This window comes from Streptomyces dysideae, from assembly GCF_001514305.1.
In the GTDB taxonomy this organism is placed as follows: Bacteria; Actinomycetota; Actinomycetes; order Streptomycetales; family Streptomycetaceae; genus Streptomyces; species Streptomyces dysideae.
Map to the genome: position 1 here is coordinate 36594 of NZ_KQ949116.1, position 23447 is coordinate 60040.

At 70.3% G+C, this 23447-nt stretch carries 18 protein-coding genes and 5 pseudogenes; 9 read left to right on the forward strand and 14 right to left on the reverse strand.

The annotated features are described in order from the left end of the window. Nucleotides 1–239: 239 nt before the first annotated feature. The 5 genes and pseudogenes from AQJ91_RS41070 to AQJ91_RS41085 all read right to left on the reverse strand — a co-directional run bounded on the left by AQJ91_RS41070 (nucleotide 240) and on the right by AQJ91_RS41085 (nucleotide 4522). On the reverse strand, nucleotides 240–1811 hold the full coding sequence (locus AQJ91_RS41070; protein WP_107122670.1) for a CBM35 domain-containing protein: 1572 nt from the start codon (nucleotides 1809–1811) through the stop codon (nucleotides 240–242). A 270-nt stretch (nucleotides 1812–2081) separates the two neighbouring features. Beyond that, nucleotides 2082–2844: pseudogene (locus AQJ91_RS41075) on the reverse strand (ABC transporter substrate-binding protein); the annotation flags it as partial. 67 nt (nucleotides 2845–2911) lie between these two features. Beyond that, nucleotides 2912–3241, reverse strand: a pseudogene (locus tag AQJ91_RS58595) (iron chelate uptake ABC transporter family permease subunit); the annotation flags it as partial. Next, nucleotides 3193–3522 carry a hypothetical protein gene (locus tag AQJ91_RS58600; RefSeq protein ID WP_407697015.1) on the reverse strand — a complete coding sequence of 110 codons (330 nt, stop codon included), beginning with the start codon at nucleotides 3520–3522 and terminating at the stop codon, nucleotides 3193–3195. The pseudogene AQJ91_RS58595 and the gene AQJ91_RS58600, both read right to left, overlap by 49 nt. Beyond that, nucleotides 3519–4522: pseudogene (locus AQJ91_RS41085) on the reverse strand (FecCD family ABC transporter permease). The gene AQJ91_RS58600 and the pseudogene AQJ91_RS41085 overlap by 4 nt, the downstream one beginning before the upstream one ends. A 280-nt stretch (nucleotides 4523–4802) precedes the next feature. Here AQJ91_RS41085 and AQJ91_RS41090 point away from each other — a divergent pair. Next, nucleotides 4803–6797 (forward strand): spermine/spermidine synthase domain-containing protein, encoded by a 1995-nt coding sequence (locus tag AQJ91_RS41090; protein WP_234383350.1) that lies wholly within the window; start codon nucleotides 4803–4805, stop codon nucleotides 6795–6797. Here AQJ91_RS41090 and AQJ91_RS41095 read toward each other — a convergent pair. Next, a pseudogene (locus AQJ91_RS41095) lies at nucleotides 6787–7627 on the reverse strand (transposase family protein). The gene AQJ91_RS41090 and the pseudogene AQJ91_RS41095 overlap by 11 nt on opposite strands. An 87-nt stretch (nucleotides 7628–7714) precedes the next feature. Between AQJ91_RS41095 and AQJ91_RS41100 the strand changes: the two are divergent. Beyond that, nucleotides 7715–8431, forward strand: coding sequence for a tetratricopeptide repeat protein (locus tag AQJ91_RS41100; RefSeq protein ID WP_067032998.1), 717 nt, complete (start codon nucleotides 7715–7717; stop codon nucleotides 8429–8431). Between the two features lie 198 nt (nucleotides 8432–8629). On the opposite strand, the gene AQJ91_RS41105 is transcribed toward AQJ91_RS41100, so the two are convergent. The 4 genes from AQJ91_RS41105 to AQJ91_RS41120 all read right to left on the reverse strand — a co-directional run bounded on the left by AQJ91_RS41105 (nucleotide 8630) and on the right by AQJ91_RS41120 (nucleotide 13735). Next, nucleotides 8630–10318 (reverse strand): tetratricopeptide repeat protein, encoded by a 1689-nt coding sequence (locus tag AQJ91_RS41105; RefSeq protein ID WP_067033000.1) that lies wholly within the window; start codon nucleotides 10316–10318, stop codon nucleotides 8630–8632. Nucleotides 10319–10448: 130 nt separating this feature from the next. Beyond that, on the reverse strand, nucleotides 10449–10901 hold the full coding sequence (locus AQJ91_RS41110) for a flavodoxin family protein (protein WP_067033003.1): 453 nt from the start codon (nucleotides 10899–10901) through the stop codon (nucleotides 10449–10451). Nucleotides 10902–11041: 140 nt separating this feature from the next. After that, a complete protein-coding gene (locus AQJ91_RS41115; RefSeq protein ID WP_067033006.1) occupies nucleotides 11042–12937 on the reverse strand; it encodes a DUF1996 domain-containing protein in 1896 nt (631 codons plus the stop codon). Between the two features lie 189 nt (nucleotides 12938–13126). Next, the gene (locus AQJ91_RS41120) at nucleotides 13127–13735 is read right to left on the reverse strand and encodes a flavin reductase family protein (RefSeq protein ID WP_067033009.1); all 609 of its coding nucleotides are present in this window, start codon (nucleotides 13733–13735) and stop codon (nucleotides 13127–13129) included. Here AQJ91_RS41120 and AQJ91_RS54105 point away from each other — a divergent pair. Further along, a complete protein-coding gene (locus AQJ91_RS54105; protein WP_159054774.1) occupies nucleotides 13734–13895 on the forward strand; it encodes a hypothetical protein in 162 nt (53 codons plus the stop codon). The two genes, AQJ91_RS41120 and AQJ91_RS54105, sit on opposite strands and share 2 nt — an antisense overlap. 428 nt (nucleotides 13896–14323) lie before the next feature. Here the strand turns inward: AQJ91_RS54105 and AQJ91_RS41125 are convergent, their stop codons facing one another. Beyond that, nucleotides 14324–14560 carry a hypothetical protein gene (locus tag AQJ91_RS41125; protein WP_067033017.1) on the reverse strand — a complete coding sequence of 79 codons (237 nt, stop codon included), beginning with the start codon at nucleotides 14558–14560 and terminating at the stop codon, nucleotides 14324–14326. 186 nt (nucleotides 14561–14746) lie between these two features. On the opposite strand from AQJ91_RS41125, the gene AQJ91_RS41130 reads away from it, so the two are divergent. Then, nucleotides 14747–15973: a cytochrome P450 family protein gene (locus AQJ91_RS41130; RefSeq protein WP_067033019.1), complete on the forward strand. Its 1227-nt coding sequence runs from the start codon at nucleotides 14747–14749 to the stop codon at nucleotides 15971–15973. A 117-nt stretch (nucleotides 15974–16090) separates the two neighbouring features. Here the strand turns inward: AQJ91_RS41130 and AQJ91_RS41135 are convergent, their stop codons facing one another. The 3 genes from AQJ91_RS41135 to AQJ91_RS54110 all read right to left on the reverse strand — a co-directional run bounded on the left by AQJ91_RS41135 (nucleotide 16091) and on the right by AQJ91_RS54110 (nucleotide 18051). Continuing rightward, nucleotides 16091–17632, reverse strand: coding sequence for a helix-turn-helix domain-containing protein (locus AQJ91_RS41135; protein ID WP_067033080.1), 1542 nt, complete (start codon nucleotides 17630–17632; stop codon nucleotides 16091–16093). A 99-nt stretch (nucleotides 17633–17731) separates the two neighbouring features. Beyond that, complete coding sequence (locus AQJ91_RS51075; RefSeq protein WP_324618050.1) at nucleotides 17732–17887, reverse strand: hypothetical protein; 156 nt, start codon at nucleotides 17885–17887, stop codon at nucleotides 17732–17734. Then, nucleotides 17881–18051, reverse strand: coding sequence for a hypothetical protein (locus AQJ91_RS54110; protein WP_159054775.1), 171 nt, complete (start codon nucleotides 18049–18051; stop codon nucleotides 17881–17883). Before AQJ91_RS54110 ends, AQJ91_RS51075 begins: the two co-directional genes overlap by 7 nt. Before the next feature lie 139 nt (nucleotides 18052–18190). On the opposite strand from AQJ91_RS54110, the gene AQJ91_RS41140 reads away from it, so the two are divergent. The 5 genes and pseudogenes from AQJ91_RS41140 to AQJ91_RS41160 all read left to right on the forward strand — a co-directional run bounded on the left by AQJ91_RS41140 (nucleotide 18191) and on the right by AQJ91_RS41160 (nucleotide 23446). Beyond that, the gene (locus AQJ91_RS41140) at nucleotides 18191–18811 is read left to right on the forward strand and encodes an L-threonylcarbamoyladenylate synthase (protein WP_067033021.1); all 621 of its coding nucleotides are present in this window, start codon (nucleotides 18191–18193) and stop codon (nucleotides 18809–18811) included. Nucleotides 18812–18940: 129 nt separating this feature from the next. Then, nucleotides 18941–19696, forward strand: a complete 756-nt coding sequence (locus AQJ91_RS41145; RefSeq protein ID WP_067033023.1) for a dienelactone hydrolase family protein — start codon at nucleotides 18941–18943, stop codon at nucleotides 19694–19696. A 169-nt stretch (nucleotides 19697–19865) separates the two neighbouring features. Continuing rightward, the gene (locus AQJ91_RS41150; protein ID WP_067033025.1) at nucleotides 19866–20750 is read left to right on the forward strand and encodes an MHYT domain-containing protein; all 885 of its coding nucleotides are present in this window, start codon (nucleotides 19866–19868) and stop codon (nucleotides 20748–20750) included. 82 nt (nucleotides 20751–20832) lie between these two features. Continuing rightward, nucleotides 20833–22335: a metallophosphoesterase family protein gene (locus AQJ91_RS41155; protein WP_067033028.1), complete on the forward strand. Its 1503-nt coding sequence runs from the start codon at nucleotides 20833–20835 to the stop codon at nucleotides 22333–22335. 66 nt (nucleotides 22336–22401) lie between these two features. Further along, nucleotides 22402–23446: pseudogene (locus AQJ91_RS41160) on the forward strand (LLM class flavin-dependent oxidoreductase). The last annotated feature ends 1 nt before the right edge of the window (nucleotide 23447 follow it).

The following is a 23447-nucleotide window of genomic DNA, read 5'->3' on the forward strand; positions in this document are numbered from 1 at the left end:
CATCCGCAAGTAGGACCGGCTGGCCGGCCTCGCAGCAGAGGCTGGGTTTGTCGACCTCGGGTGGCGGATGCCGCAGGAGAGTGGCTTCTTCCCTCCGCTGCTCGTGTGCCGCGCCGGCGAGTAGAGGGGATTACGCCGCCCGGCGCGGGACGGCAGGTGTCAGCCGGCCTCGGCGGGTTCCTCGGCCCGAGCCCGGCCCGTACGGGTGATCCGGACGGGCCGGGTGCGGCGGCTGGGTGTCAGTTGCCGCCGAAGGTCACCACCAGGCGGCCGTCCGCGGCGAAGGACCAGTTGAGGGCGCCGGTGTAGGAGGAGCAGCGGGAGCCGTTCGTGCCGGACCAGAACTGGTTCGAGCTGTCGGCGTTGCCGATGATCCGGTCGTTGGTTCCGCTGCCGCTGCGGCACGAGGTGTTGTCCCGGAACACCGAGGTGCCGCCGTCGAAGCTGTAGTTGCGCTCGATGTTGTCGATGCTGACGTTGCCCGACACCGACATCGTGCCGAGGTTGCGGTTGTAGGTGAATCCGTGCTTGCCGTTGGCGTAGGCGATGTTGCGCCGGATGATGTGGTCGACGCCGATGTCCTCGCCGCCGAGCTTGTAGCCGTTGCGGTCGCCGTTGCCGGCCTGGGAACCGTCGGAGAGGGTGCCGTTCTTGTAGGCGAGGGAGTCCTCGATGGTCACCGCGCCGATGGGTCCGGTGTCGGTCTTGGTGTAGAGGTCCCAGCCGTCGTCGATGTTGTTGTGCGCCACGGCGTAGCGGAAGACGTTGCCGGGGCCGGAGGTGAGCTTCGCGGCGAAGCCGTCGGCGTCCTCGCCGTCGGAGTCGGCGTTGTCGTGCGACTCGGCGCTCAGGATGAGGTTGTTGGACGGCCACTGGCTGGAGGGGGTGGTGGAGGCCATCCGTGACAGTTGCAGTCCGGTGTCCCGGTTGAAGCGCGTCACGGTGCGCTCGAAGATGTTGTTGCTGCCGCCGACGAAGATGCCGTTGTCCCCGGCGCGTTCGACGACGATGCCCTTGACGTGCCAGTACGAGCCGTTCACGGCGAGTCCGCGGTTGGAGGAACTCTCGCTCTGCGCCGAGAAGTTCAGCACCGGGGTCTCCCCCGGGTAGGCGGCCAGTTCCGTGCGGTCGCCCGCGGTGCCGTTGTTGGTCGGCGGGATGGTGACCGTCTGCGTGTGGCGGTAGGTGCCGCCGCGTAGGTAGATCGTCCCGCCGGGGGTGATGCGGGAGATCGCCGAGGTGAGGGTGGTGGGGGCCGCCTCGGTTCCGGCCGCGCCGTCGGTGCCGTTCGGTGCGACGTGCAGCACGGGGCCCGTCGGCTGCGGGGTGGTATCGCCGGTCTCGGCCTCGAGGTAGTCGATGTTGGGCAGGCCGGCGGAGGTGGTGGGGTTGAGCCGGATGGTGTTGCTGCCCGCCTGCAAGGAAACGGTCAACGTCTTGGTGACCCATGTGGACCAGGCGCCGGTGCCCTCGAACGACGGCGTCTGCACCGTGGATCCGTTGACGATCAGGCCGGCCGGCCGTGCGGTGGTGCTTCCGTTGGCGAAGCGGACCCTCAGTGTCGCCGTGCCCGATGCGGGTGCGTTCACGGTGAACTGGGCGTGCGCGTCGGCCGCGTTGGTGCCGTTGCAGAATCCGCTGCCGGAGAAGCCGGTCCAGTCGGAGTCGATTGTGCCGGTGCAGACCGCCGGGGAGCTCTCGGCCTCGTAGCGGGTGGTCGCGGCCTGGGCCGCGGTGCCGGACAGTGCGACGAGCGTGCCGGACAGCAGGCCGGCGCAGGCGATGACTGGTGTCAGGTGTCTCAGGTGCATCGTTCGTCTCCAGGTTGGTTGGCTCGTCCGACCAGGGATGCCGAAGTCCCTTCTTGCGCGGCAGGTCCGGGTGCGACGATGCGGTCGGTTCGGAAACGTGAACAGACCGGATCGCCGGGTGACCGCACCCGGAAGGGGAAAGCGCTTTCTTAGGACGGTATTGAGCCTGCCGTGGGCACGTCAATAGACGGGTACTTGATCCTTATTCATAAACATGAACAACGTGAGGTGGTCGGAGGCCCTCCCGAGCAATCGCTCCCGGCTCGACCGCGGGAGCAGCGCTGCCGCGGACTTGTCGGTGGCCTTCGGATCGCCGTAGACGCCGGTGAAGATGTAGTCGGCGTCGGCCTGGTCGATGTTCTCGGCGCCGATCTCCGCGGCGAGGTCCTCGATATCCTGGTTCTTCGGCCGGGGGATGCCGGAGTCCTTGAGGATCGCGCCGATGAACGAGGCGTTGGCGTACAGGCGGATGACCCGTCGGGCATGAAGCGGACCATCGAGACGGTGGCTTCTTCGCGCCGAGCTTCTCGCCCAGGGCCTCAGCCTTCTCCTCGTAGGCCGTGAGCTTCTCCTTGGCCGGCGCCGTCCTGTCGAGGGCGGCGGCGTTGAGGAGGTAGTTCTCCTTCCAGGTGAAGCCGGGGCGCAGGGAGAAGACGGTGGGGGCGATCTGTGACAGCTCGTCGTACTTGTCGGCGGCGCGCAGCCGGCTGCCCAGGATCAGGTCGGGCTGAAGCTCGGCGATGGCCTCCAGGTTGAGGTTGTTGATCGTGCCGACGTTCTTCGGGCTGCCCGCGTCGTTCTTCAGGTACGAGGGCAGTTCCGGGGAGCCCTCGGTGGGGGCGAGGCCGACCGGCTTGATGCCGAGGGAGACGACGTTGTCGAATTCGCCGACGTCGAGGATCACGACGCGCTTGGGCTGGGCCTTGATCTCGGTCTCGCCCATGGCGTGGGTGATGGTGCGGGGCCACTGGCCGGGCTTGGCATCGGTGCCCATGGCGGCGGTCTTCTTCGCGGCGTCCGCGAAGTCCCCGCCGCGGTGTCGCCTGGTCGTAGCCGCGGCCGTTGAGGGATCCGGTCAGCCAGGTCCTCGCCTGCTGGGCGACGAGGTAGTCGCCCTTGGTCACGAACAGCCGGGTCAGCGAGCCGAGCGCCACCGAGATGCCGACACCCACGAGGACGAAACGGGAGGCAGCCAGGCCACCCGCCAGGCGAGCGCATAGACGAGCAGGGCGGCGAGGAGGCCGCCCACGACGGAGATGTACGGCAGGACGACGTACGAGGTGAGCCCGAAAGCTATCGCGGCGACCGTCGCCGCGCCCGCGCCGTGCGTCACGCCCGATGACGTCGGGGCTGGCCAGCGGGTTGCGGGCCATGGTCCGGATCAGCGCGCCGGAGAGGCCGAAGGCGATGCCCACCAGCAGGCCGGGCACCAGACGCGGCAGCCGGAGCGTGCCACCACCAGTTCGTGCGAACTGGGCAGACCCAGCAGGACACGGACGACCTCGTCCGGCGCGACGAACGACTGGCCGATGCACAGGGACGCCACCACGTCGGCGCACAGCAGGACGACCAGGACGTCGCCCACCACCAGCGCCCTGCGGTGCAGCAGGAAACTGCCGCGCCCCGCTCGCAGCAGGACGTGCCCGGCGGGACGCCAAGAGGCGCGGACCCCCGGGGCTTCGCGCTCGAGGGTTTCGGCTGTCCGCGTCATACGGCCGCCACCGCCTTCCGCCGCACCAGCACGATCAGGAACGGCACACCGGCCAGCGCGGTCATGACGGCCACCGGCACCTCCGAGGGGCGTACTACGACGCGGCCGAGGACGTCCGCCAGCAGCAGCATCACCGGGCCGAGTAGTGCGGCCATGGGCAGCAGTTGGCGGTGGCCCGGCCCGACGAGCGCGCGGGCGATGTGCGGTACGGCGAGACCCGTGAAGGCGATGGGGCCGGCCGCGGCGACCGCGGCACCCGTCAGCACGATCGCGCCCAGGGCGCCCATCGCCCGCAGCAGCGCGACGTTGCGACCGAGGCCCCGGGCGATGTCATCGCCGAGCGCGAGCGCGTCCAGGCCGCGGGCCATGGCCAGCACCAGGAGCAGACCGGCGAGCAGGAACGGCCAGACCTGCCCGGCGATCGTGGCGTCCCGCCCGCTCAGTGAACCGACGTCCCAGAACCGGAACTCGTCCAGGGCCCGGGCGTTGGTGGTGAGAACGGCCGAGATGACGGAGGCGAGGACGCGTTCATCGCCGCCCCCGCCAGCGCCAGCTTCACCGGCGACGCACCACCGCGCTCGCTGCCGACGACGGCGTAGATGCTGACCACCGCGATCCCCGCGCCCACGAACGCGTACCTGACGTACCCGGTCAGGGTGTGCACCCCGAGAAAGGCGATGGCGAAGACGACGCCCAGGGAGGCGCCCTGACTGATACCCAGGATGCCGGGCTCGGCGATCGGGTTCCCAGTGATGCCCTGCAGAACCGTTCCGGCGACGGCGAGCGCGATGCCGGCCAGCACGCCGATGACCGTCCGCGGCACCCGCAACGACCGTACGACCTGGGCGTCGTCGCTGGCACCGCCGTGCAGCAGGGCGTCCCAGACCACCGAGGGAGGGACGGTACGGCTGCCGACCGCGAGGCTCAACAGTACGGCCAGCAACAAGAGGAGAAAGGCGACGGCCAGCCCTCCGGCACGGCGTCCTACGACTCCCGACATGCACCTTCTCCCCATCAATTAGCCAAGGCATACCTAAGAGTGCGGTGTGCGGGAAGGACGGCTTCCGCGGGTACGGCGAAGCACCGGCATGGCTGGAATCATTCAAGGGCGGGGCGACGCTTTGCTCAGGCCTTGCCCGGAGCCCGAAACCTCCCCTGACCGACATCCGCGCCACAACACCGGCACGGCACCTCGACCCACCGCGCTGAAGCTGGCATCGTAAACCCGCATGAAGCGGACAGAATCCGGGCAAAGCGTGAGATCGGTGCGCTGGAGGCTCGTGCTGGCCAGCACCACCATGCTCTTCGTCGAGCTGGCGCTGATCAGATGGGCCGGCGCCAACGTCGTCCACCTCAGCTACTTCTCGAACTTCATCCTGCTGGGGTCGTTCCTCGGCATCGGCATCGGGTTCCTGATCCCCGCCGCGCGCGGCCAGTGGCTCAAACGCTGGACACCGATCCCGCTCGCGCTTCTCGTCATCCTGGTACGCGAGTATCCGGTGCAGGTGCGTCAGAGCAGCGGCGAGGTCATCTACTTCACCGCCGTGAAGACCACCGGCCTGCCCGAGTGGGTGACGCTGCCGGCCATCTTCCTGCTGACCGCAGTGATCATGGCCGGGATCGGCAAGATCACCGCCGATCTCTTCCGCCAGCTTCCCTCACTCGACGCCTACCGCTACGACCTGCTGGGCAGCCTCACCGGCTCGGCGTCCTTCGCCCTGCTGTCCTGGCTGCGCGCCCCGTCGGTCGTCTGGGGCGTACTCGCCGCCGCGGCACTGCTGATCGTCGGCGGACGGCGCAACACCCTGCTGTACGGCATCCCCCTCACGGCGATGGTCGCCGCGCTGTTCATGGAGTCGACGGCGCCCGGCATCTCCTGGTCGCCCTACTACAAGATCGAGCTCAAACCCTCGACGACCAGCACCCGGACGTACCACATCTCCGCCAATGGCGTCCCGCACCAGAGCACCGCTCCGCTCCCGGTGCTTCTGCGGGAGAACTCGCCCTACCGGCAGGCATACGACCAGACACCCCGCAACCCGCACAAGCGCGTGCTGGTCATCGGGGCCGGCAACGGCAATGACGTCGCGGTCGCGCTGGCGCAGGGAGCGGAGCGTGTGGACGCGGTCGAGATCGACCCCCGGCTGCAGCAGATCGGTGCACAGTTTCACCCCGCGAACCCGTACGACGACCCCAGGGTGCACGCGTACATCAACGACGGACGGGCCTTCCTGGAGCGGACGAACGCCAAGTACGACCTCATCGTCCTGGCGCTGCCGGACTCGCTGACGCTGGTGGCCGGCGCGAGCAATCTGCGCCTGGAGAGCTATCTGTTCACCCAGCAGGCGTTCGAGGCCGCGCGCGATCACCTGGCGCCGAACGGCGCGTTCGCCATGTACAACTACTACCGGCAGAGCTGGCTGGTCGACCGCTTCGCCGGCTCCCTCGACGACATCTACGGCCACGCCCCCTGCATGACGACGTTCAACAGGAACGCCGCCGTGCTGGTGGCCGGGATGACGCCCGCCGACCAGTCCTGCGAGCAGATCTGGCGGCCCAGCGGCGCGGTCCCGGCGGCCGCGACCGATGACCACCCCTTCCCATATCTGCTCCACCGGAACATTCCCACGCTCTACCTGGGCGCGCTGGGCGCGATCCTGCTGGTGACGCTCCTGTCGGTGCGCCTGACCGGGGTTCGCATCCGACGCACGTTCCGCTACACCGACATGTTCCTGCTGGGCGCGGCCTTCATGCTGCTCGAAACGAAGAACGTGATCGGCTTCGCGCTCTACTTCGGTACGACCTGGCTGGTCAACGCCCTCGTCTTCTTCGGCGTCCTGCTCTCCGTCCTCGCGGCGGTCGAGGTCCGGCGCAGGCTGCGGCGGGTCAACCAACTGTTGCTGCAGCTCATGCTCTTCGGCTCCCTCGCGGTGGCCTGGCTCGTCCCGGCGCAGGCCGTGCTCTCGCTGCCTTTCGCCGGAAGGCTCGCCGCCGCCATCGCCCTGGCCTTCGCCCCGATCTTCTGTGCCAACCTCATCTTCTCGGACCGCCTGGCGCTCGCCCCGGACCCGACCTCCGCGTTCGGCGCGAATCTGCTGGGCGCGCTGACCGGGGGTGCGCTCGAGTACCTGGCCCTGGTGACGGGCTATCACGCACTGCTGCTGGTCGTCGCCATGCTGTACCTGGGGGCATACGTCGCCATGCGCCTGGCCGGGCGCGGGCCGGGCGCGCAGGCCACGCGGGTGCCGGACAAGACAGTGGCCGTCAACACCTGAGGGTTGTCTGATCTCTGGCGTGGTCAGGGTGTGGCCGACTGCCGTGAGGGCCGGTCGTCCACCCGCCGAGGTTGAGGTTGTGCAGGCGGGCGATACCACGCATGGCGTGGTGGACCCCGCCGCCTTTGAGCCGGCAATCTCACAGGATTTCTCCAGCACTTCATGCGGGCGAAGACGTGCTCGACGCGTGCTCGGACTTGCTTGTGGGACGTGTTGTGCGCTTCCTCCCAGGCGGGCAGTTCCTCGCCCTTGCGGCGGCGGTGCGGCATCACCAGGCCGGTGCCCGGACAGCCGCCGTCCGCGATCGTGGTGGTCTTCCCGACGGCGTCCTTCGCCCCGGATTCCGCGCACGCCTTGCAGTCGTTGCGGTTGCCGGGCAGCGGCCGGCCCTCCACGCGCAGGCGCGTGTCGGCATCGATGACGACCTGATGGTTGGTGGAGTACCGGTAGTTCTTCGACTGCTCGGCCACCGAGTGGTCGCGGGTGGGGACCAGGGTGCCGTCCACGATGAGCACGGTGTCCTTGCGGAACCGCTGACGCGGATGGAGCGCAAGCATCGGCCCGAGCCCGTCGATGATGCGGTTCGCGGCGGACCTCGACACCCCGAACAATGGCACGAGTTGGCGCATCGTCAAGTTCGTGCGCCAGTATGCCGCGACCAACAACACCTGGTCCTCCAACAGCAGGCTCCACGGCCCTCCCCGCCGCACCTCGTCGGCGCCCTCACGCCGCAGCTCGGTCACCAACTTGCCGAAGCAGCGCGGGCTCAGCCCGGTGAACGGAGTTATCCAGGACGGCTCCGGCTCCGACGCCGTGATCACACCAGCCACAACAAGATCATCCCATCCGGGCCCGGCGGCCAACGGTCAAGGGATAATCTCTACCTTCTTTCGGCGGAGCGGGAGGCCAGGCGGACGATGGACGCAGAGTCGACGGACAGACCTGAACTCCCCTACCCCGGACTGGAGGTGGCCGCCGACGCGGGCGAGATCAACGCCGTCTACCGCTTCGGGCTCCTGCTGCGGGAAGCAGGTGAGGAGGAGAGGGCCGACATCCGGTACATGCGTGCCGTCGAGCCGAACTCACCTGGCGAGCCTCATGTGCTGGGCATGCTCTTCTGCGCAGACGGAGACCATGCCGAAGCGGAGGTGTGGTGGCGTCGGGCCGCCGAACTCGGCAATCCCCGGGCCGCCTTCTACCTCGGGGCAGTGCTCAGCGAGCGCGGCGAGACTGCCGAGGCCGAACCCTGGCTTCGCCAGGCGGCCGAGGGCGATGACCCAGATGGCGCCGGCAACTACGGAGTCCTGCTCCGTGACCGTGGGGACCACCTCGGGGCCGAGACCTGGTTCCGGCGCGCCGCCGAAGCCGGAAACGCCCACGGTGCGGTACTGCTCGGCCTCCTGCTCCGTGACCGCGGGGACCTTGACGAGGCTGAGATCTTGTTCCGCGGGGCCGCCGACGCCGGAGACGATGATGCCGCCAACAATCTCGGACGCCTGCTTGTAGAACGCGGCGACCTCGACGAGGGCGAGAACTGGTTCCGCCGGTCGGCCGAGGCCGGCAACCCCGTCGCGGCCGAAAATCTCCGGACTCTCCGGGCCGAGCGCAAACGACGCTGGTGGCGTCGCCGCTGAGGCTCCTGCCATGGGTCAGCAGCATGCCAATCGACAGGCAGGGCTGATCGGCGGCTCACGGCTGCCCGTAGTCCCGTGGTGAACCTCGGTCCAGGAGTTCACCGGCAGCGACATCGCCTGGGTGAACAACCTCTGCATCCGGGACGGCGAGAAGATCGCCGGAGTTCCGGACTGCTGACGCATGCAGAGGGCGGGGGGTCAGTCCGTCGGTGTCCAGCAACCGCCCTCGGCCGTGGTGCCGGCGGTCGTGTCGAGGCGGCAGAAGCAGGACGCCTCGATCGGGACGTCGGCCAGCGCGGCCGCGATGCGCAGCTGTTGGGCCACGATCCGGGCCTCCCCCGTCTTGCCCGTGCGGACCAGGCACTCGTGCAGCCCGTGCAGGACCCAGACGTTGCCGGGGTGCTGCAGGGCGCGTGGGAGTGTGTCGTCGAGGCCGAGGTCGGCGCGGTAGACCGCCTCGGCCTCCGCGATGCGCCCCTGTTCGAGGAGGAGGGCGCCGTAGGCGTGCCGGGTGGGCTGCATCCAGCCCCATGGCTCGTCGTAGGGAAGGTTGTCGTCCAGGTCGATCGACCGTTCCAGCGCGGCGAAGGCGGCGTCGTGGTTGCCCTTGCGGTACTCCAGTTCGCCGTCGAGCATCGCTGCGGCGATCGTGAGGATGTCGGCGCAGGTGTTGTTGAACAGCATGCGGGAGTCGGGGACCCGGGCCAGCGCCTCGTGGAACAGGCGGCGTTCCGTCTCCGCCTCGGTGATGCGGTGGGTCGCCGAGAGGGCGACGCCGCGGGCGTAGTGGAGCATCGCGGTCGTCACGCAGTACAGCCTTGGGTCGGCGGGCATCGGCAGCCGCAGGATGTCCGGCCAGCGGCCGAAACGGATCAGGACGTGCACCCGCATGGCGAGGAAGCCCTCCAGCCAGTCGGCCATGGGCGGGCTCTCGACGCGGAGCAGTTCCTCCGGGATGGACGCCTCGAGTTGCTCCGCGGTCTCCAGCGCGATCTGCGACTGGCCGAGGAACATCGCGCCGTAGATCTTGAAGTGGTAGTTGTGCGAGCGGTACAGGGTGTAGAAGTTCATCGCTCCGGCGCGTGCGCGGTACTTCTCGTCGGCTGCGATAGCCGTGCTGTTGTCCGACACCACGCGCCGGTAGTCGCCGCAGAGCACCTCCAGGTGCGAGGGCATGTGGTGGAGGTGGCCGGCGTCGGGGACGAGGCCGCGGAGCCGGTCCGCGACGGACAGGGCCGCCTCGGGGGTCGGGGACATCTCCATCAGGTGGATGTACAGGTGGACGAGGCCGGGGTGTGTTCTTCCGGCGTCGGTGGCGAGCGCGCGGTCCAGTACGGCCTTGGCCGCCAGTGTGCGGGCACCCTCGGCCGGCTCGCCGGTCCGCAGGTCCCACAGCTGCCAGGGCGTGAGGTTCATCAGCGCGTCGGCATACAGGGTGGCGATGTCCAGGTCGTCGGGGGCGAGTTCGTGGACGGCGCGCATGCTGTCGGCGTAGGGGGCGTTCCACACCGCGCAGTCGTCCACGGGCTTGGACTGGGGGTAGCGGGCGCGCAGGGCGCCGATCAGTGCCTGCTCGACGGGGGTGGCGCCGGCGGCCTTCTCGTGGGCCAGTTCCACGGCGGCGTGAGTGCGGTCGACGGTGCGGGCCAGGTCCTGGTCGTCGAAGAACTCCCAGGGTTTGTTGTAGTTCGGGCCGAGCGCGTAGGCGATCCCCCAGTGGGCCATGGCGCAGTCGGGATCGGCCTCGGCCGCGGTTTGGAAGCAGGCGACGGCCTCTTCGTGGTGGAAGGCGTACGTCCAGTTCAGCCCGCGGTCGAACCAGAGCTGGGCCTCGGCGGAGGATGTCGTCACGGGTCGGCTGTGCGGGCCGAGGTCGTAGTACTCCATGAGTCTCTCCTGCCTGTGTGCCCGGTGGGGCGGGTGCCCGGGGAGATGATGGCCCAACGGTAGGTGCCGTGCACGGGCGACGTGCAGGGCGTACGGAGGCATTCACCGGCCTGGCACAGGCCCGAGCCGGTCAGCTCGTCAGACCTGCGGCGATCGTGGCCCCCAGCCCCCAGCACGCCTCGATGTCCGCCTTGCCCGGCTCGCCGGTCACGGTCACCGCTTCGGCCGCGCGGCGCCAGCCGAGGCCCGTCGTGATCGACTCGATGCCCCGTACCGCGCCCGTGACGTCGTTTCCGCCGTGCACGTAGAAGCCGAAGGGGCGGCCGCGCGTCGAGTCGAGGCAGGGATAGTAGACCTGGTCGAAGAAGTGCTTGAGGGCGCCGGACATGTAGCCGAGGTTCGCCGGGGTGCCGAGCAGGTATCCGTCGGCTTCCAGAACGTCGGACGCGGTGGCGGCGAGCGCTGCCCGCCGTATCACCCGGACGCCTTCGATGTCGGGGTCGGTCGCCCCGGACACGACGGCCTCCAGCATCGCCTGGCAGTTGGGCGAGGGCGTGTGATGAACGATCAGCAGGACGGACACATCCCCGAACCCTGCCGTGGCGTGCCCGCGGCCGCAAGTCCGGGCTGCGGGCACGCCCTGTGTCCGGGTGGCATGACGCGAAGCGGCGCTCGGTCCGGCGGGGGCAGGTCCGAGCGCCGCTTCTGGCGTTGCCGGGCGCGTCACATGGAGCGGCGCCGCGTGCGCAGGAGCAGGACGAGGCCTGCGCTCACCAGGACCGCTCCGGCCGCCGCGGGCCACAGCTTCGCGCCCGTGTCGGCGAGTCCGCCCTGGACCGCCTGCGGTTCGGTCTGCGGGGCGGCGCCGACGTCGTCCCCGCCGTCGGCAGGCGCCTGCGTGGGGGTGCCCGCGGTGTCGGGCTCGTCGTTCGCCGAGTCGTCGCCCTGGCCCGCCGGGGCTGCGGAGTTCTGGGCGGGCGTGGGCGTGGCGTAGATCTTCGGTTCCTCGGCGGCCGCTGCGTCGGGGGCGTCGTCACCGGTCGGCTCGAGGGCCGGCGAGTCGTCCGCCGGCGGCGTCTGCTCGCCGTTGTCCTTGCCCGGGTCCTGGCCACCGTCGTTGTTGCCGGGGTCCTGGCCGTCGTTACCGCCCGGCGGGGTGCCGGGGTTTTCGGTGGGGTCGTCGGTCGGCTGCTGCGTCGGCTCCTCGGTCGGGTCCGGGGCGGGGCCCTCGTCGGCACCGGCGCCGCACTTCCGGCCGTCGTTGATGCAGTCCACCATCTCCCCCATCAGGTCCTCTTCGAAGACGTTGATGAAGTCGCCGTGGTCCGTGACCGGCTTGTGCAGCTGCTCGGGGAAGGAGTCCACCGCGAACAGGGGGGTCGTCCGGCCGCCGTCCTGAAGACTCGGGGCGTCGACGTCGTAGACGATGCGCTGCACCAGCTGCGGAATGGCCTGGAAGCCGCTCGGGCAGTTGCCGGCGGCGTCGGCGAACGCCACGTGGGTGCGGTGGTTGGCGCTGTCGATGTTGCTGCCGTCCCAGCAGCTCTGGAACTTGAACGTGCGCACCACGTCGCTGCCCTTGGGGCACAGCGGGTACTTGTCCTTGAGCTGCCGGTCCTCGAAGCCGGTGCAGCTCCAGGAGGCGTTGGCGTTGGCGGTGCCGTTGACGAACGCCTTGGCGTCGCCGGTGATGATGCGCAGCAGGCGGGGCATGGCCGTGACGTCGCCGTTCGGGCTGCCCACGAAGGTCAGCGTGACCTGCCGGGGCGTGACGATCTCACCGGCGTTGCCCTCGATGCCGCCGCCGGGAGCGTTGGCGTCCTGCTCCTGGGTGCCGTTCTGCAGCCGCAGAACGGGCCAGTAGTACGTGGACTTGTCGCCTTGGTCCACACAGCTCGTGTCGGCCGCGGCGAGGTCGTCGTCGCTCGCGAAGGCGTCGTTGCTCTGGTTGCCGATGTAGTCGTGGAAGTGGTGGGCGCCGTTGGTGACACCGGGGGCGACGATCACGTTGTCGGAGTTGAACAGGCCCTGCTCGTTCACTCCGCAACTGGTGGTGAAGGTGCCGCGGGAGGCGTTCTTGCCCTGTCGCGGGTTCTGCGCGTTGGGCTGGACCGTGGTGATGTCCGTGTAGTCCGCGGCCACGGGACCGTTGCCGGCCTGGCCGCCGTTTCCGTTGCCGTTCTGAGCGGCGTCGCCGCCGTTGTCCCCGGCGTTCGTCTCGTTGCCGGAAGCGCGCAGCGTGCAGGCCGCGAGAGCCTCGAGTCCCTCCGGGCGGTCGCCCGCGCCGTCGATGGCTATCGCTATGCGCTCGATCGTCGCGGCCCGCTTGTCCTTCAGCGGGTTCATGATCGAGTTGTCGACGAACCCGGCGTCCTGCTGCGCGGCCTGTGCCGACTCCTGCAGCCGCTGGTAGGCCTCCGTGATCTGCTGGTCGAGGAGGGCGAGTTCCCGGTCTACGTCGGCCTTCGCCCCGTCGGGCACCGTCGTCAGCCGGCTGCCCACGTCCGGGCAGTCGATCGTGGCGGCGCCGGGGGCCTGACCGCCCGATGCGCCGCCTGCGCCGCCTTCGGTCGCGGAGGCGTAGACGTTCGCCGCTACCAGTCCCCCTCCGCCCAACATCAGCGCGACTGCTGCAAAAGTCGCGCGCCGTCTGCCCGTTGGGCGTCTGCGCGAGGTGCGTGTCACGGAACTACTCCTACGCATCGTGGTCGGCTCGGCATGGATTCCCCCCGCCCCATACGGAGCTCACCCCTCGTGTGTTCAAACGCCTCACGGATTCATGGAATTTTCTCAGGATGCCCGGGAATCTCAGCCCTTCCGCCGGTCGTGGTAGGGGATGCGCGCCAGGTCGCGGATCTCACCGATCGTGCCCCACTCGTTCTTGCCCAGCCGGGACAGCGGCCGCAGCTGCCGGACGTCGGGGTGGCCGTCCACCAGCACGTCCTCGTGCACCGCGGCGTGTACGACCCGTCCGAAGACCACCGTGGAGTTGCCGAGCCCGAGCGTCGCGTGCAGCCGGCACTCCAGTGCCACCGGCGAGGCGGCCACGCGGGGCGGCTTCACCCGTAGCGACGGCTCGCGTTCGATGCCGACCGCGTCGAACTCCCCCTCCTCCCTGGGGAAGTCCGTCGCGGTATCGTTGATCTGCTCGAAGAGCGGCTCGGGGGCGACGTTGACGACGAACTCCCCCGTCTCCTCGGCATTGCGCAGCGAGTCCTTCCGGCCGACCGAGGTGAACTGGACGATCGGCGGGTCCGTGCAGGCCACGGTGAAGAACGAGTGCGGCGCGAGGTTGGCGGTCCGGCCGTCCGCCGTGAGGGTCGACACCCAGGCGATCGGCCGGGGTACCACCACGGCGGTGAGCAGCCGGTAGAAGGCGCCCGCGCCGAGGGAGTCGGGGGAATAGTCGATGCGCATGGAAACCAGTTCTACCCGAACGCCGGATTCCTTCGGGTCCGGGGCCCGGCACTCCGACGTCCGTCAGGCGACGACCGCCTGCCCGTACGGCACGACCGGCTCGGGCACGGGTGGGACGGTCGCGGTGGCCTGGCGCCCCTGGAACAGCCGGGTGGTGTAGGTGCCCGCCGTCGGGTGACGCCGGAGGCCGGTCCGTGTACCGGGGGCGGGACCGGGCCGTCGTAGGTGGCGCCGGCGGTCAAGGAGGCCCGGCCGTGGGCGAGTTGCTTCGCGGCGGCCTCGTCGTCGGGGCCGACACCGGGGACGGCAGCGGGCATACTCGTCCCCTTCTTCCGATTGGGGTTCGAAAGTTTCGTTTACCTTTCCGAATTGCGTCGCAGAACATAGGGCTCGGCCGACACACCGTCAACGGGGTGTGCCGTAGTCCGTCGCGCTTGGCTCAAGGTGAGTCCCTGGTCTCTAAACTGCCGTTCCCGCCTACGAAAGTTTCGCCAGGAACTCGAGACTGCCACCGACATGCGCGGCACAAAGGTCGACCCGGACACCTCGGCCTGCCGGGTGTCCGGGCCCTGGGGGGGCGAACCGCCGTCAGCCGCCGCTCAGCCGGGAGCGCAGGAGCGCCTTGCCCAGTTCGGCACCCTTGCGGCTGTCCGCCTGGGCCTTGCGGAACAGGTCCGCGGCCTCGGTGTCCTTGCCGCGTTCCGCGTCCTGGATGTAGGTCTCCAGGCGCAGCGCGTTGTTCAGGCACGCCTCCACGTACCAGATGAGGTTGTAGTCCTTGTCCGGCGTTCCGGTCACGCCGCCGGTCTCCGTGGCGCTGGTCATCCTGGCCTCCTCCAGCGGTTGTCGTACGAGGCCGGCACGGGTACCCGCCGACCGGCCGGGCACACCGGACGTACGGATCGGGCCTGAACCCGGCGTTCACGCAAGGCGGTTCGGCCGGCAGAGGCCGGGCAGGATCGCCCCGCGCGGCGGTGTCCGCCGCGTCCCCGACCAGTCAGGAGATCCGTCGTGACCGTGACCGACCGCGTCGTCCTCGACCCGTTCGGCACCGACATCTCCGGCGAGAGCGCCCGGCTGCGCACCCTCGGGCCGATCGTCCCCGTCGAGCTGCCCGGCGGCATCCCCGCCTGGGCGCCCACCGGATACGACACACTGCGGGAGCTGATCCTCGATCCGCGGGTCAGCAAGGATCCCCGGCGGCACTGGCGACTGTGGCCGGAGATCGGCGAACACCCCTCCTGGGGCTGGATCCTGGGCTGGGTCGGTGTGGTCAACATGCTCTCCACGTACGGCGCCGACCACGCACGGCTGCGCAAGCTGGTGGCGCCGAGCTTCACCCAACGGCGTACGGAGGAGATGCGGACGCGGGTCGAGACGGTCACCTCGGAGCTGCTCGACGCCCTGGAGTCGGCGGACGGTGAAGTGGTGGACCTGCGGGCGGGGCCGGCCCGTCCGCTGCCCCTGCGGATCATCTGCGAACTGTTCGGCGTGCCCGAGGAGTTGCGGGCGGACACGGCCCGGTTGATCGCGGCCATCATGGACACCTCCGACCCGAGTCCGGAGCACGCCGCGTTCGTGCAGGAGCGGATCGGTACCGTGCTGCCCGCGCTGATCGCCCACCGCACCGAGCACCCCGGCGACGATCTGACGACCGAGCTGATCCGGGTGCGGGACGAGGACGGCGACCGGCTCAGTGACGAGGAGCTGCTGTACACGCTGCTGCTGGTGATCGGCGCCGGGTTCGAGACGACCGTCAACCTCATCGGCAACGCGGTCGTCGCCCTGCTGACGCATCCCGGGCAGCTGGCGGCCGTGCGGTCGGGGGAGATCGGGTGGGAGGCGGTCGTCGACGAGACGCTGCGGGTGCACCCGTCGATCGCCGCGCTGCCGCTGCGGTTCGCCGTCGAGGACATCGAGGTAGGGGGCGTCACCGTCGCGGCCGGGGACGCCATCATCACGACGTATGCCGCCGCGGGCCTGGACCCCGCCCATTACGGGCCGGACGCGGGTGACTTCGAGGCCGCGCGTGGGGCCGACGACCATCTGGCGTTCGGGATCGGCGTGCACCGCTGCGTCGGCGCTCCGCTCGCCCGGGTGGAGGCGCTGACGGCGCTGGCCGCCCTCTTCGAGCGGTTCCCCGGTCTGCGGCTGGCCGTCGGGGCGGACGAGCTGCGTCAGGTGCCGTCGTTCATCGCGTTCGGCTGGCAGGAGGTGCCGGTGCGGCTGCGAGGCTGAGCGCGCGGGGACGCGACCGGTCCCCCGTTCCGGTCGTGCCCCCGCGGTGCCTCGAACCTACGCGTCGTACCACGGCGTTGGGTATCGCATCGATGCCCGCTGCGGCAGCCGTGAGGCTCACCCGTGCACAAGTGAGTCCGGAACGTCCGCTTTCGCTCCATGCAGGGCGGGCGGCTCGAGGTCGCCCGTGGCCAAGTAGGCCAGCACCAGCTCGTAGAGGTCGCTGCCGCCGGCGAGGAGCTGTCGTTCGAGGACGGGTTCCGCGCCGCGGACGTGTTCGCGCACGGTCTGCGGGTGGACGCCGAGGGTCTGCGCGGTCCGTTCGGCGTTGCCGCCGGCGGCGATCCAGGTGCGCAGGGTGCGGCGCAGGTCCCGGGTGTCCGTGTGCAGGCGGGCCAGGAGGTCGTGCGCCCAGGTGCGCAGGGCGGGTCCGGCCAGCAGGTCGTCGAGCCGGGCCGCGGACGCGTCGGCCGTTCCGTCGCCGGGCGGCAGGTCCGCCAGGCCGACCTGGGTGTTCAGGGCGAGGTGGACGACGGCGCGGGCGGTGAGGTCGGAGAAGTCGGTGCCCAGCAGGACTTCGACGCGTTCCATGCGGGCACGGACGGTGTTGCGGCTGACGCCGAGGACCTTCGCCGTGTTCACCGCGGTGAACTCCAGGCCCAGGCGGGTGGTGGCGAGGAGTTCGGCCCGGATGTGGTGCGGCAGGGTGTCCAGCGGGCGCAGCAGACGGGCCGTCCAGTCGTGGAGGGCGGCCGGGTCCATCAGGCGCTCGGGGTGCGTGCGTTCGGCGTAGACCGCGGCCTGGTCGGGATGGAAGTGTGCGACGGCGAGGGCGCTCACGGCCTGGCCGTAGGCGGTGGCGGTGTGGGCCAGGCTCTGCCGGGCGCTGCCGCCGAGGAAGGTGCGCGGGCGCCGGTCGATCAGTGACCGCAGTTCCCCGGCCGTGTCGTCGCCCGGGGTCACGACGATCACATGGCCGGCCATCGCCGGGCAGCGCACGACCAGTGCCTGCTCCCCCGTCGCGACCAGGCACTCCTCGGCGAGCCGGTCGCGTTCCTCGGCGCTGCACTCGACGACGTAGACGCACGCGGTGTCCGTGTCGAGCAGGCCCGGCCACAGTCCGGCGGCCACCCGGCGTGCCGCGATGGTGTCCTCCACCATCAGCAGTTGCAGGATGGCCAGCCTCAGATCGGAGGTGGCCCGCCGCAGCCGGCGGCCGGCCTCGGCCGTCTCGTCGGCCCGCAGCAGGAGTTCGATGACCTGGGCGGTGTGCGTCACGATGTCGGAGGTGCGCCGGTCGAACGGCGCCGACCGCGACACGGCGAGCACGACGGCCGTCGCCGGGTTCGGGTGCTCGACCCCGACCAGGCGCAGGTGACGGTCCGTGCCCGCCCAGGAGGCGGAGGCGATCCGGCCGGCGACGATGTCCGCGACCGGGGTCTGGTCCAAGTCGTCCTGGGGTGTCCGCGTTCCGGCGAGGAGGGTGCCGTCGCCGTCCCGCAGTTCGGCTGTGCCGTCCACGGCGTCGGACAGCCAGGCCACGACCCGGCGGATGTCCCGTCCGGCCGGCCGCAGATGGCCGAGCAGCTCCTCCGCCCACGCCGAACCGGCGGCGTCCTTCACCCCCGCGTGACGAACGCCGTCCTCCCTGCCAGCCACGTCGGCCTTCACCTCGTCCTGCACCGCATCTTGACGTACCGGTCGGGGACGTTACCTCACGCGCGCCGGACGGTCCGCCGCCGTTCACATCCGGACGGGTCAGGCCTGACGGGCCCGGGTGTGCAGGTGGCCGTCCAGGGGGAGCTCCGGGGGCGCGGCGGGCAGGTGGGCGGCGCTGGCGTAGCCCGTCTTCTGCGCGACCCGGCAGGAGGCGGCGTTGTCGGCCTGGTGCAGGAGTTCGAGGCGGGTCAGCATGTCGTCGGCGGCGAACGCCTGCGCCAGTCCGGGGGCAGCGCGGAAGCCGCCGCGCGCAGAGTCGGCCGGGCTGCCCCACGGGGCAGCGGTCCGTGGGCGACGGCCGCGTGGGCGCCGTAACGGGCGCGGATCACCGGGCCGTCCTGAATGACGACGGCATCCATGGGCGGGACCTCAGGGACATGGCCGCCACCTGCGGTGCTCCCCTCCGCCCGGCGGAGGGTACGCCGCACCGCGGATTCCGTGGGCGGGGCAGACTGCTGCCTGCGCGGTCACCCGGTGCGCAGGGCATAGGCTCGGCGGATGGCGAAGTACTTCGACGTGCACCCCGACAATCCGCAGCCGCGCACCATCTCCCAGATCGCCGACAGCATCCGGGCCGACGCGCTCATCGCGTATCCGACCGACTCCTGTTACGCGCTGGGCTGCAGGCTGGGCAGCCGTGACGGCATCGAGCGGATCCGTACCATCCGCCGGCTGGACGACCGGCACCACTTCACGCTCGTGTGCCAGGACTTCGCGCAGCTGGGACAGTTCGTGCGGGTCGACAACGACGTGTTCCGGGCGATCAAGGCATCGACGCCGGGCAGCTACACGTTCATCCTCCCGGCGACCAGGGAGGTGCCGCGCATGCTCCAGCATCCGAAGAAGAAGACCGTCGGCGTGCGCATCCCCGACCATGTGGTCACGCACGCGCTGCTCGCCGAGCTCGGGGAGCCGCTGCTGTCCAGCACGCTGCTGCTGCCTGACGAGGACGAACCGATGACGCAGGGCTGGGAGATCAAGGACCGGCTCGACCATGTGCTGGACGCGGTCGTCGACTCCGGGGACTGCGGCACCGAGCCGACGACCGTCATCGACTTCTCCGGCGGCGAGGCCGAGATCGTACGGAAGGGCGCGGGGGACACCACACGGTTCGAGTGAGGCAGGCCGCGAGGGGGCGGGGGGCCGGGCGGATCACCCGGGACCGTGCGTGTCACGATGGGCGTGACCTGGCCCTTCCCATGGTCGGGTCCTCGCCTACGCCCCCACGCAGAAAGGCAGCCCGCAGCTATGACCGCCGTACAGGGAACCGCCGTCGACATCCCCACCCCGGACGGCACCGCCGACGCCTATCTGGCCCATCGCGCGGACGGGAGCCCGCGGCCGGCGGTCCTGCTCTACATGGACGCCTTCGGGCTCCGCCCCCAACTCCGGGCCATGGCGGACCGGCTGGCCGAGGCCGGGTACACGGTCCTGGTGCCCAATGTGTTCTACCGAAACGGGCGGGCGCCGGTGGTCGAGTTGCCCGAGCTGATCGACACGGCGGAGCGTCCGGAGATCTTCCAGCGGATCATGCCGATCATGCGGGCACTGACGCCCGAGCCGGCGATGCGGGACGCCGGCGCCTATCTGGACTGGCTGGCCGACTGTCCCCGGGCCGCCGACGGTCCGGTCGCGCTGACCGGCTACTGCATGGGCGCCCGGCTGTCCCTGCTCACCGCCGGCACCTATCCGGACCGGGTCGCCGCCGCGGCCGGCTTCCACGGCGGGCGGCTCGCGTCCGAGGACCCGGACAGCCCGCACCGGGTGGCCGAACACATCACCGCCGAGCTGTACTTCGGCCACGCCGACGACGACCCGTCACTGCCCGCCGAGCAGATCGAACGCCTCGAGAACGCCCTCACCGAGGCGGGCGTCCGCCACCGCTGCGAGGTCTACGAGGGCGCGCACCACGGTTTCACACAGGCCGACACGACCGTGTACCACCGCGAAGCGGACGAGCGGCACTGGGCGGCACTGCTGGACCTGTTGAAGCGCACGTTCTGATTCCTGTCCCAACAGCCGTGCCTCTGGCTGGAATTTGCCGCTGAGTGACCGAAGTGAACTCATGGCGAGTGAGAGTTGACATGCTACCGCCGGTAAAGGCTTGCTTTGCTCGAACCTTGCCCGTAGACCTTGCTTTTCACAACCAGCCATGGCTCGGGGGAGTTGGCGCATGCAAGGCACGGTTGACGGGTTCCGCTATGGAGCGGTGACCCCGGTGGCGGCCTATCTGATGGCCTGTCTGGGCGGGGCGTTAGGACTGCGGTGCATCGTCCGGTCGCTGCTCGACGATCAGTCGTGGAAGCCCGGTTGGCTGGCGCTGGGCGCCGCGTCGATCGGGTGCGGCATCTGGACGATGCACTTCATCGCGATGATCGGCTTCCAGGTCGAGGAGACCCGGATCCGCTACGACGTGGGTCTGACGGTGCTCAGTCTCACCGTGGCGATCGTCGTCGTCGGCATCGGCGTGTTCATCGTCGGCTATCACGGCACCGGCACGGCCACCCTGGCCACCGCGGGCGTCGTCACCGGCCTCGGTGTCGCCGCCATGCACTATCTGGGCATGGCGGCGATGCGGCTGAACGGCAGCATCCAGTACGACGCGTTCACCGTCGGGCTCTCCGTACTGATCGCGATCGTCGCCGCGACCGCCGCGCTCTGGGCGGCGATCACGATCCGCGGTTTCCTGACCAGTCTCGGCGCCAGCCTGATCATGGGTGTGGCCGTGTCCGGGATGCACTACACGGGCATGGCAGCCGTCAGTGTGCATCTGCACGGCGCGACCCGTGGCCCGTGGACGGGCGATTCACCCACCTCGCTGCTGCTGCCCATGCTGCTGGGGCCCATCATCTTCCTCGTCCTGGCGGGCGTGGTGGTGATGTTCGACCCGCTGCTGGTGATGGGCGACGGCGAGCGCAGCCGCTCCGGCAGGCTCCGGCAGCCCCCTGCCGCCGCACAGCCCGAACCGGAGCGGGAGTCCCTGTTCGAGGCCGCGGCCGGTGCCTCCTGGTCACGGCGGGAACCGCAGCGGACCGCGTCGCGCGTCCAGAAGTGGTGAACGGACCTGTCGGCGGGGCGAGTTCGGGCAGGGCGGCACTCCCCCTTCCCGGAACCCTCTAGATCATTGTTACGGTTCACCGGTGTCTGACTCTTCACGCGATACCGCCGAAGGCGCCGGCTGGGGCACCGCAGAACGCGGTGAATACACCCGGCTGATGCCGCATCAGGTCGAGAAGATCTCGTGGCTGGATCCGAGGATGCTGTGGGCCGCCCGCAACGGCGTGCTGGCGTCCTGGTTCGGGGACCCCACGGGCCGTACCCGCAGCCGCTGGGTGGCACAGCGGGCCGCGGCCGGCGCCCCTGCCGACAAGGTGATCCGGCGGGACGACCCGGACCGGTTCTCCTTCCTGGTCGTGGGCGACACCGGTGAGGGCGACGACCCCCAGTACGCCGTCGTGCCGGGCTTTCTGAAGGTCGGTCAGGACACCCGGTTCGCGGTCGTCGCCAGTGACGTCATCTATCCGGTGGGCAGCGCCGACGACTACGGCACGAAGTTCTTCCGCCCGTACCAGGACTACCGGGCGCCGATCTACGCGATACCCGGCAACCACGACTGGTACGAGGACCTCGGCGCCTTCATGCGCGTCTTCTGCGACGACGCCCCGCCCCTCGCCCCCGAGCCCGCGCCGCGCCCCCTCAGCCGGGCCTGGCTGCGGTCGCTGCTGTGGCACCGGCCTCGCAACGGTGACGGCCAACGCCTCGCCGAGGCACGGCAGTTGCGATCGGAGGAGACCCAACAGGCCGTCCAGCCGGGCCCGTACTGGGCCATCGACTCCGGGCCGGTGCGGATCATAGGCATCGACACCGGTCTGCTGGGCACCCTCGACGCCGAACAGGGCGCGTGGCTGCGCGAGGTGTCGCAGGGACCCCGCCCGAAGATCCTCATCACGGGCTCGCCCCTGTACGTGGACGGCGAGTACCACCCGTGCGCGATCGACGGCGGCGGCACGGTCGACGACGTCGTGCGCGACCCGGCCCACCACTTCGTCGCCGCGATAGGCGGCGACATCCACAACTACCAGCGGTATCCGGTGGACGTGGACGGCCGCACGATCCAGTACGTCGTGTCCGGCGGCGGCGGTGCCTTCATGCACGCCACCCACACCATCCCGCACATCGACATCGCGAACGTCACCGAGAAGGACTTCCGCTGCTACCCGCTGCGCGGCGACTCCCTGGCCTTCTACAGCACGCTCTACGGCCGCCGGCTGCGCCTGCGCCGCTTCTTCACCCTCACCGAGGCCGAGGCGACGGCCGTCGTCGCCGAGCGCCTGGGCATCCCGCTGACCCGCGCCCAGGGCGAGCCGGCCCGGATCACCTGGCGCACCCGGCTGGTCGCCACGCTGCTGGGCGCCGGCCGCCGCCCCGAGCGGACGTCGCGGTTCCGGCTGCCCGTGCGCAAGATCTACACGCAGTTGTTCTCGCCGAGCTCGGCGACGTACAGCCCGCCGTTCTTCAAGTGCTTCCTGCGGCTGGACGTCTCGCCGGAGGCGGTCCGGCTGCGCTGCTACGCCGCGACAGGCAACCGCGCGCAGGAGACCGAACCGCCGGTCGAGGACGAGGTCACGATCCCGCTCGCCTGACCGCCCTGACACAATCGGGGACGAACTGACGTACGGCCGTAGGGGCCATGAACGATGGAGGGGCCCGTGGCGCCGACCTCACGACCGCTGCGGAAGCTGGGCTTCCTCACCATCGGACTGTTCGACGCGGCGGATCCACGCCGGGGCCATGAGTCCACGCTGGAGATCATCGAGCTGGGCGAGCGGCTGGGCTTCGACAGTGCGTGGCTCCGTCACCGTCATCTGCAGTACGGCATCTCCTCCCCCGTCGCCGTCCTGGCGGCGGCCTCGCCGCATCGAACTCGGCACCGCGGTCATCCCACTGGGCTGGGAGAACCCACTGCGACTGGCCGAGGACCTGGCGACGGTCGACCTGATGTCCGGGGGCCGTCTCAACCCGGGCGTCAGCGTCGGCCCGCCGATGCACTACGACCGGGTCAAGGGCGCGCTGTACCCGGACACGGCGGACGCCGAGGAGTTCGGTTACGAGCGGGCGCGGCGGCTGCTGGACTTCGTGCGGGGCGAGCGGGCCACCGAGTTCAGCGGCAACGAGGGTTTCGAGGCCACGCGGCGGCAGCCGCATATCGAATCCAGCTCCGACCGCGTGCAACCGCAGTCGGCCGGGCTGGGCAGCCGTATGTGGTACGGCGGTGGCAGCCTGAGCTCGGCGCGGTGGGCAGGGGAACACGGCATGAGCTTCCTGACCAGCAGCGTCGTCAAGGCGGAAGGGCCCGAGGACGCGGCGGACTTCGCCGAGATCCAGCTGTCGCACATCCGCACCTTCCGCGCCCACCACCCCGACGGCGACAGCGCCCGCGTCTCCCAGGGCCTCGTCGTCGTCCCCACCGACTCCGCCACGCCCGAGCAGCGCGCCAAGTACGAGACGTACGCGGCGCAGCGGCTGCCGCGCACCGCCTCACCTCAGGGTCCGGCCCGGCTGATGTTCGCGCCCGACATCGTCGGCAGCTCCGACGAGATCGCCGAACGGCTGCACGCGCACGCCGCGTTCAGGGAGGTCGACGAGGTCGCCTTCGCGCTGCCGTTCACGTTCGAGCACGAGGACTATGTGCAGATCCTCACCGACATGGCGGAGAAGCTCGGCCCGGCGCTGGGGTGGCAGTCGGCGAGCTGAG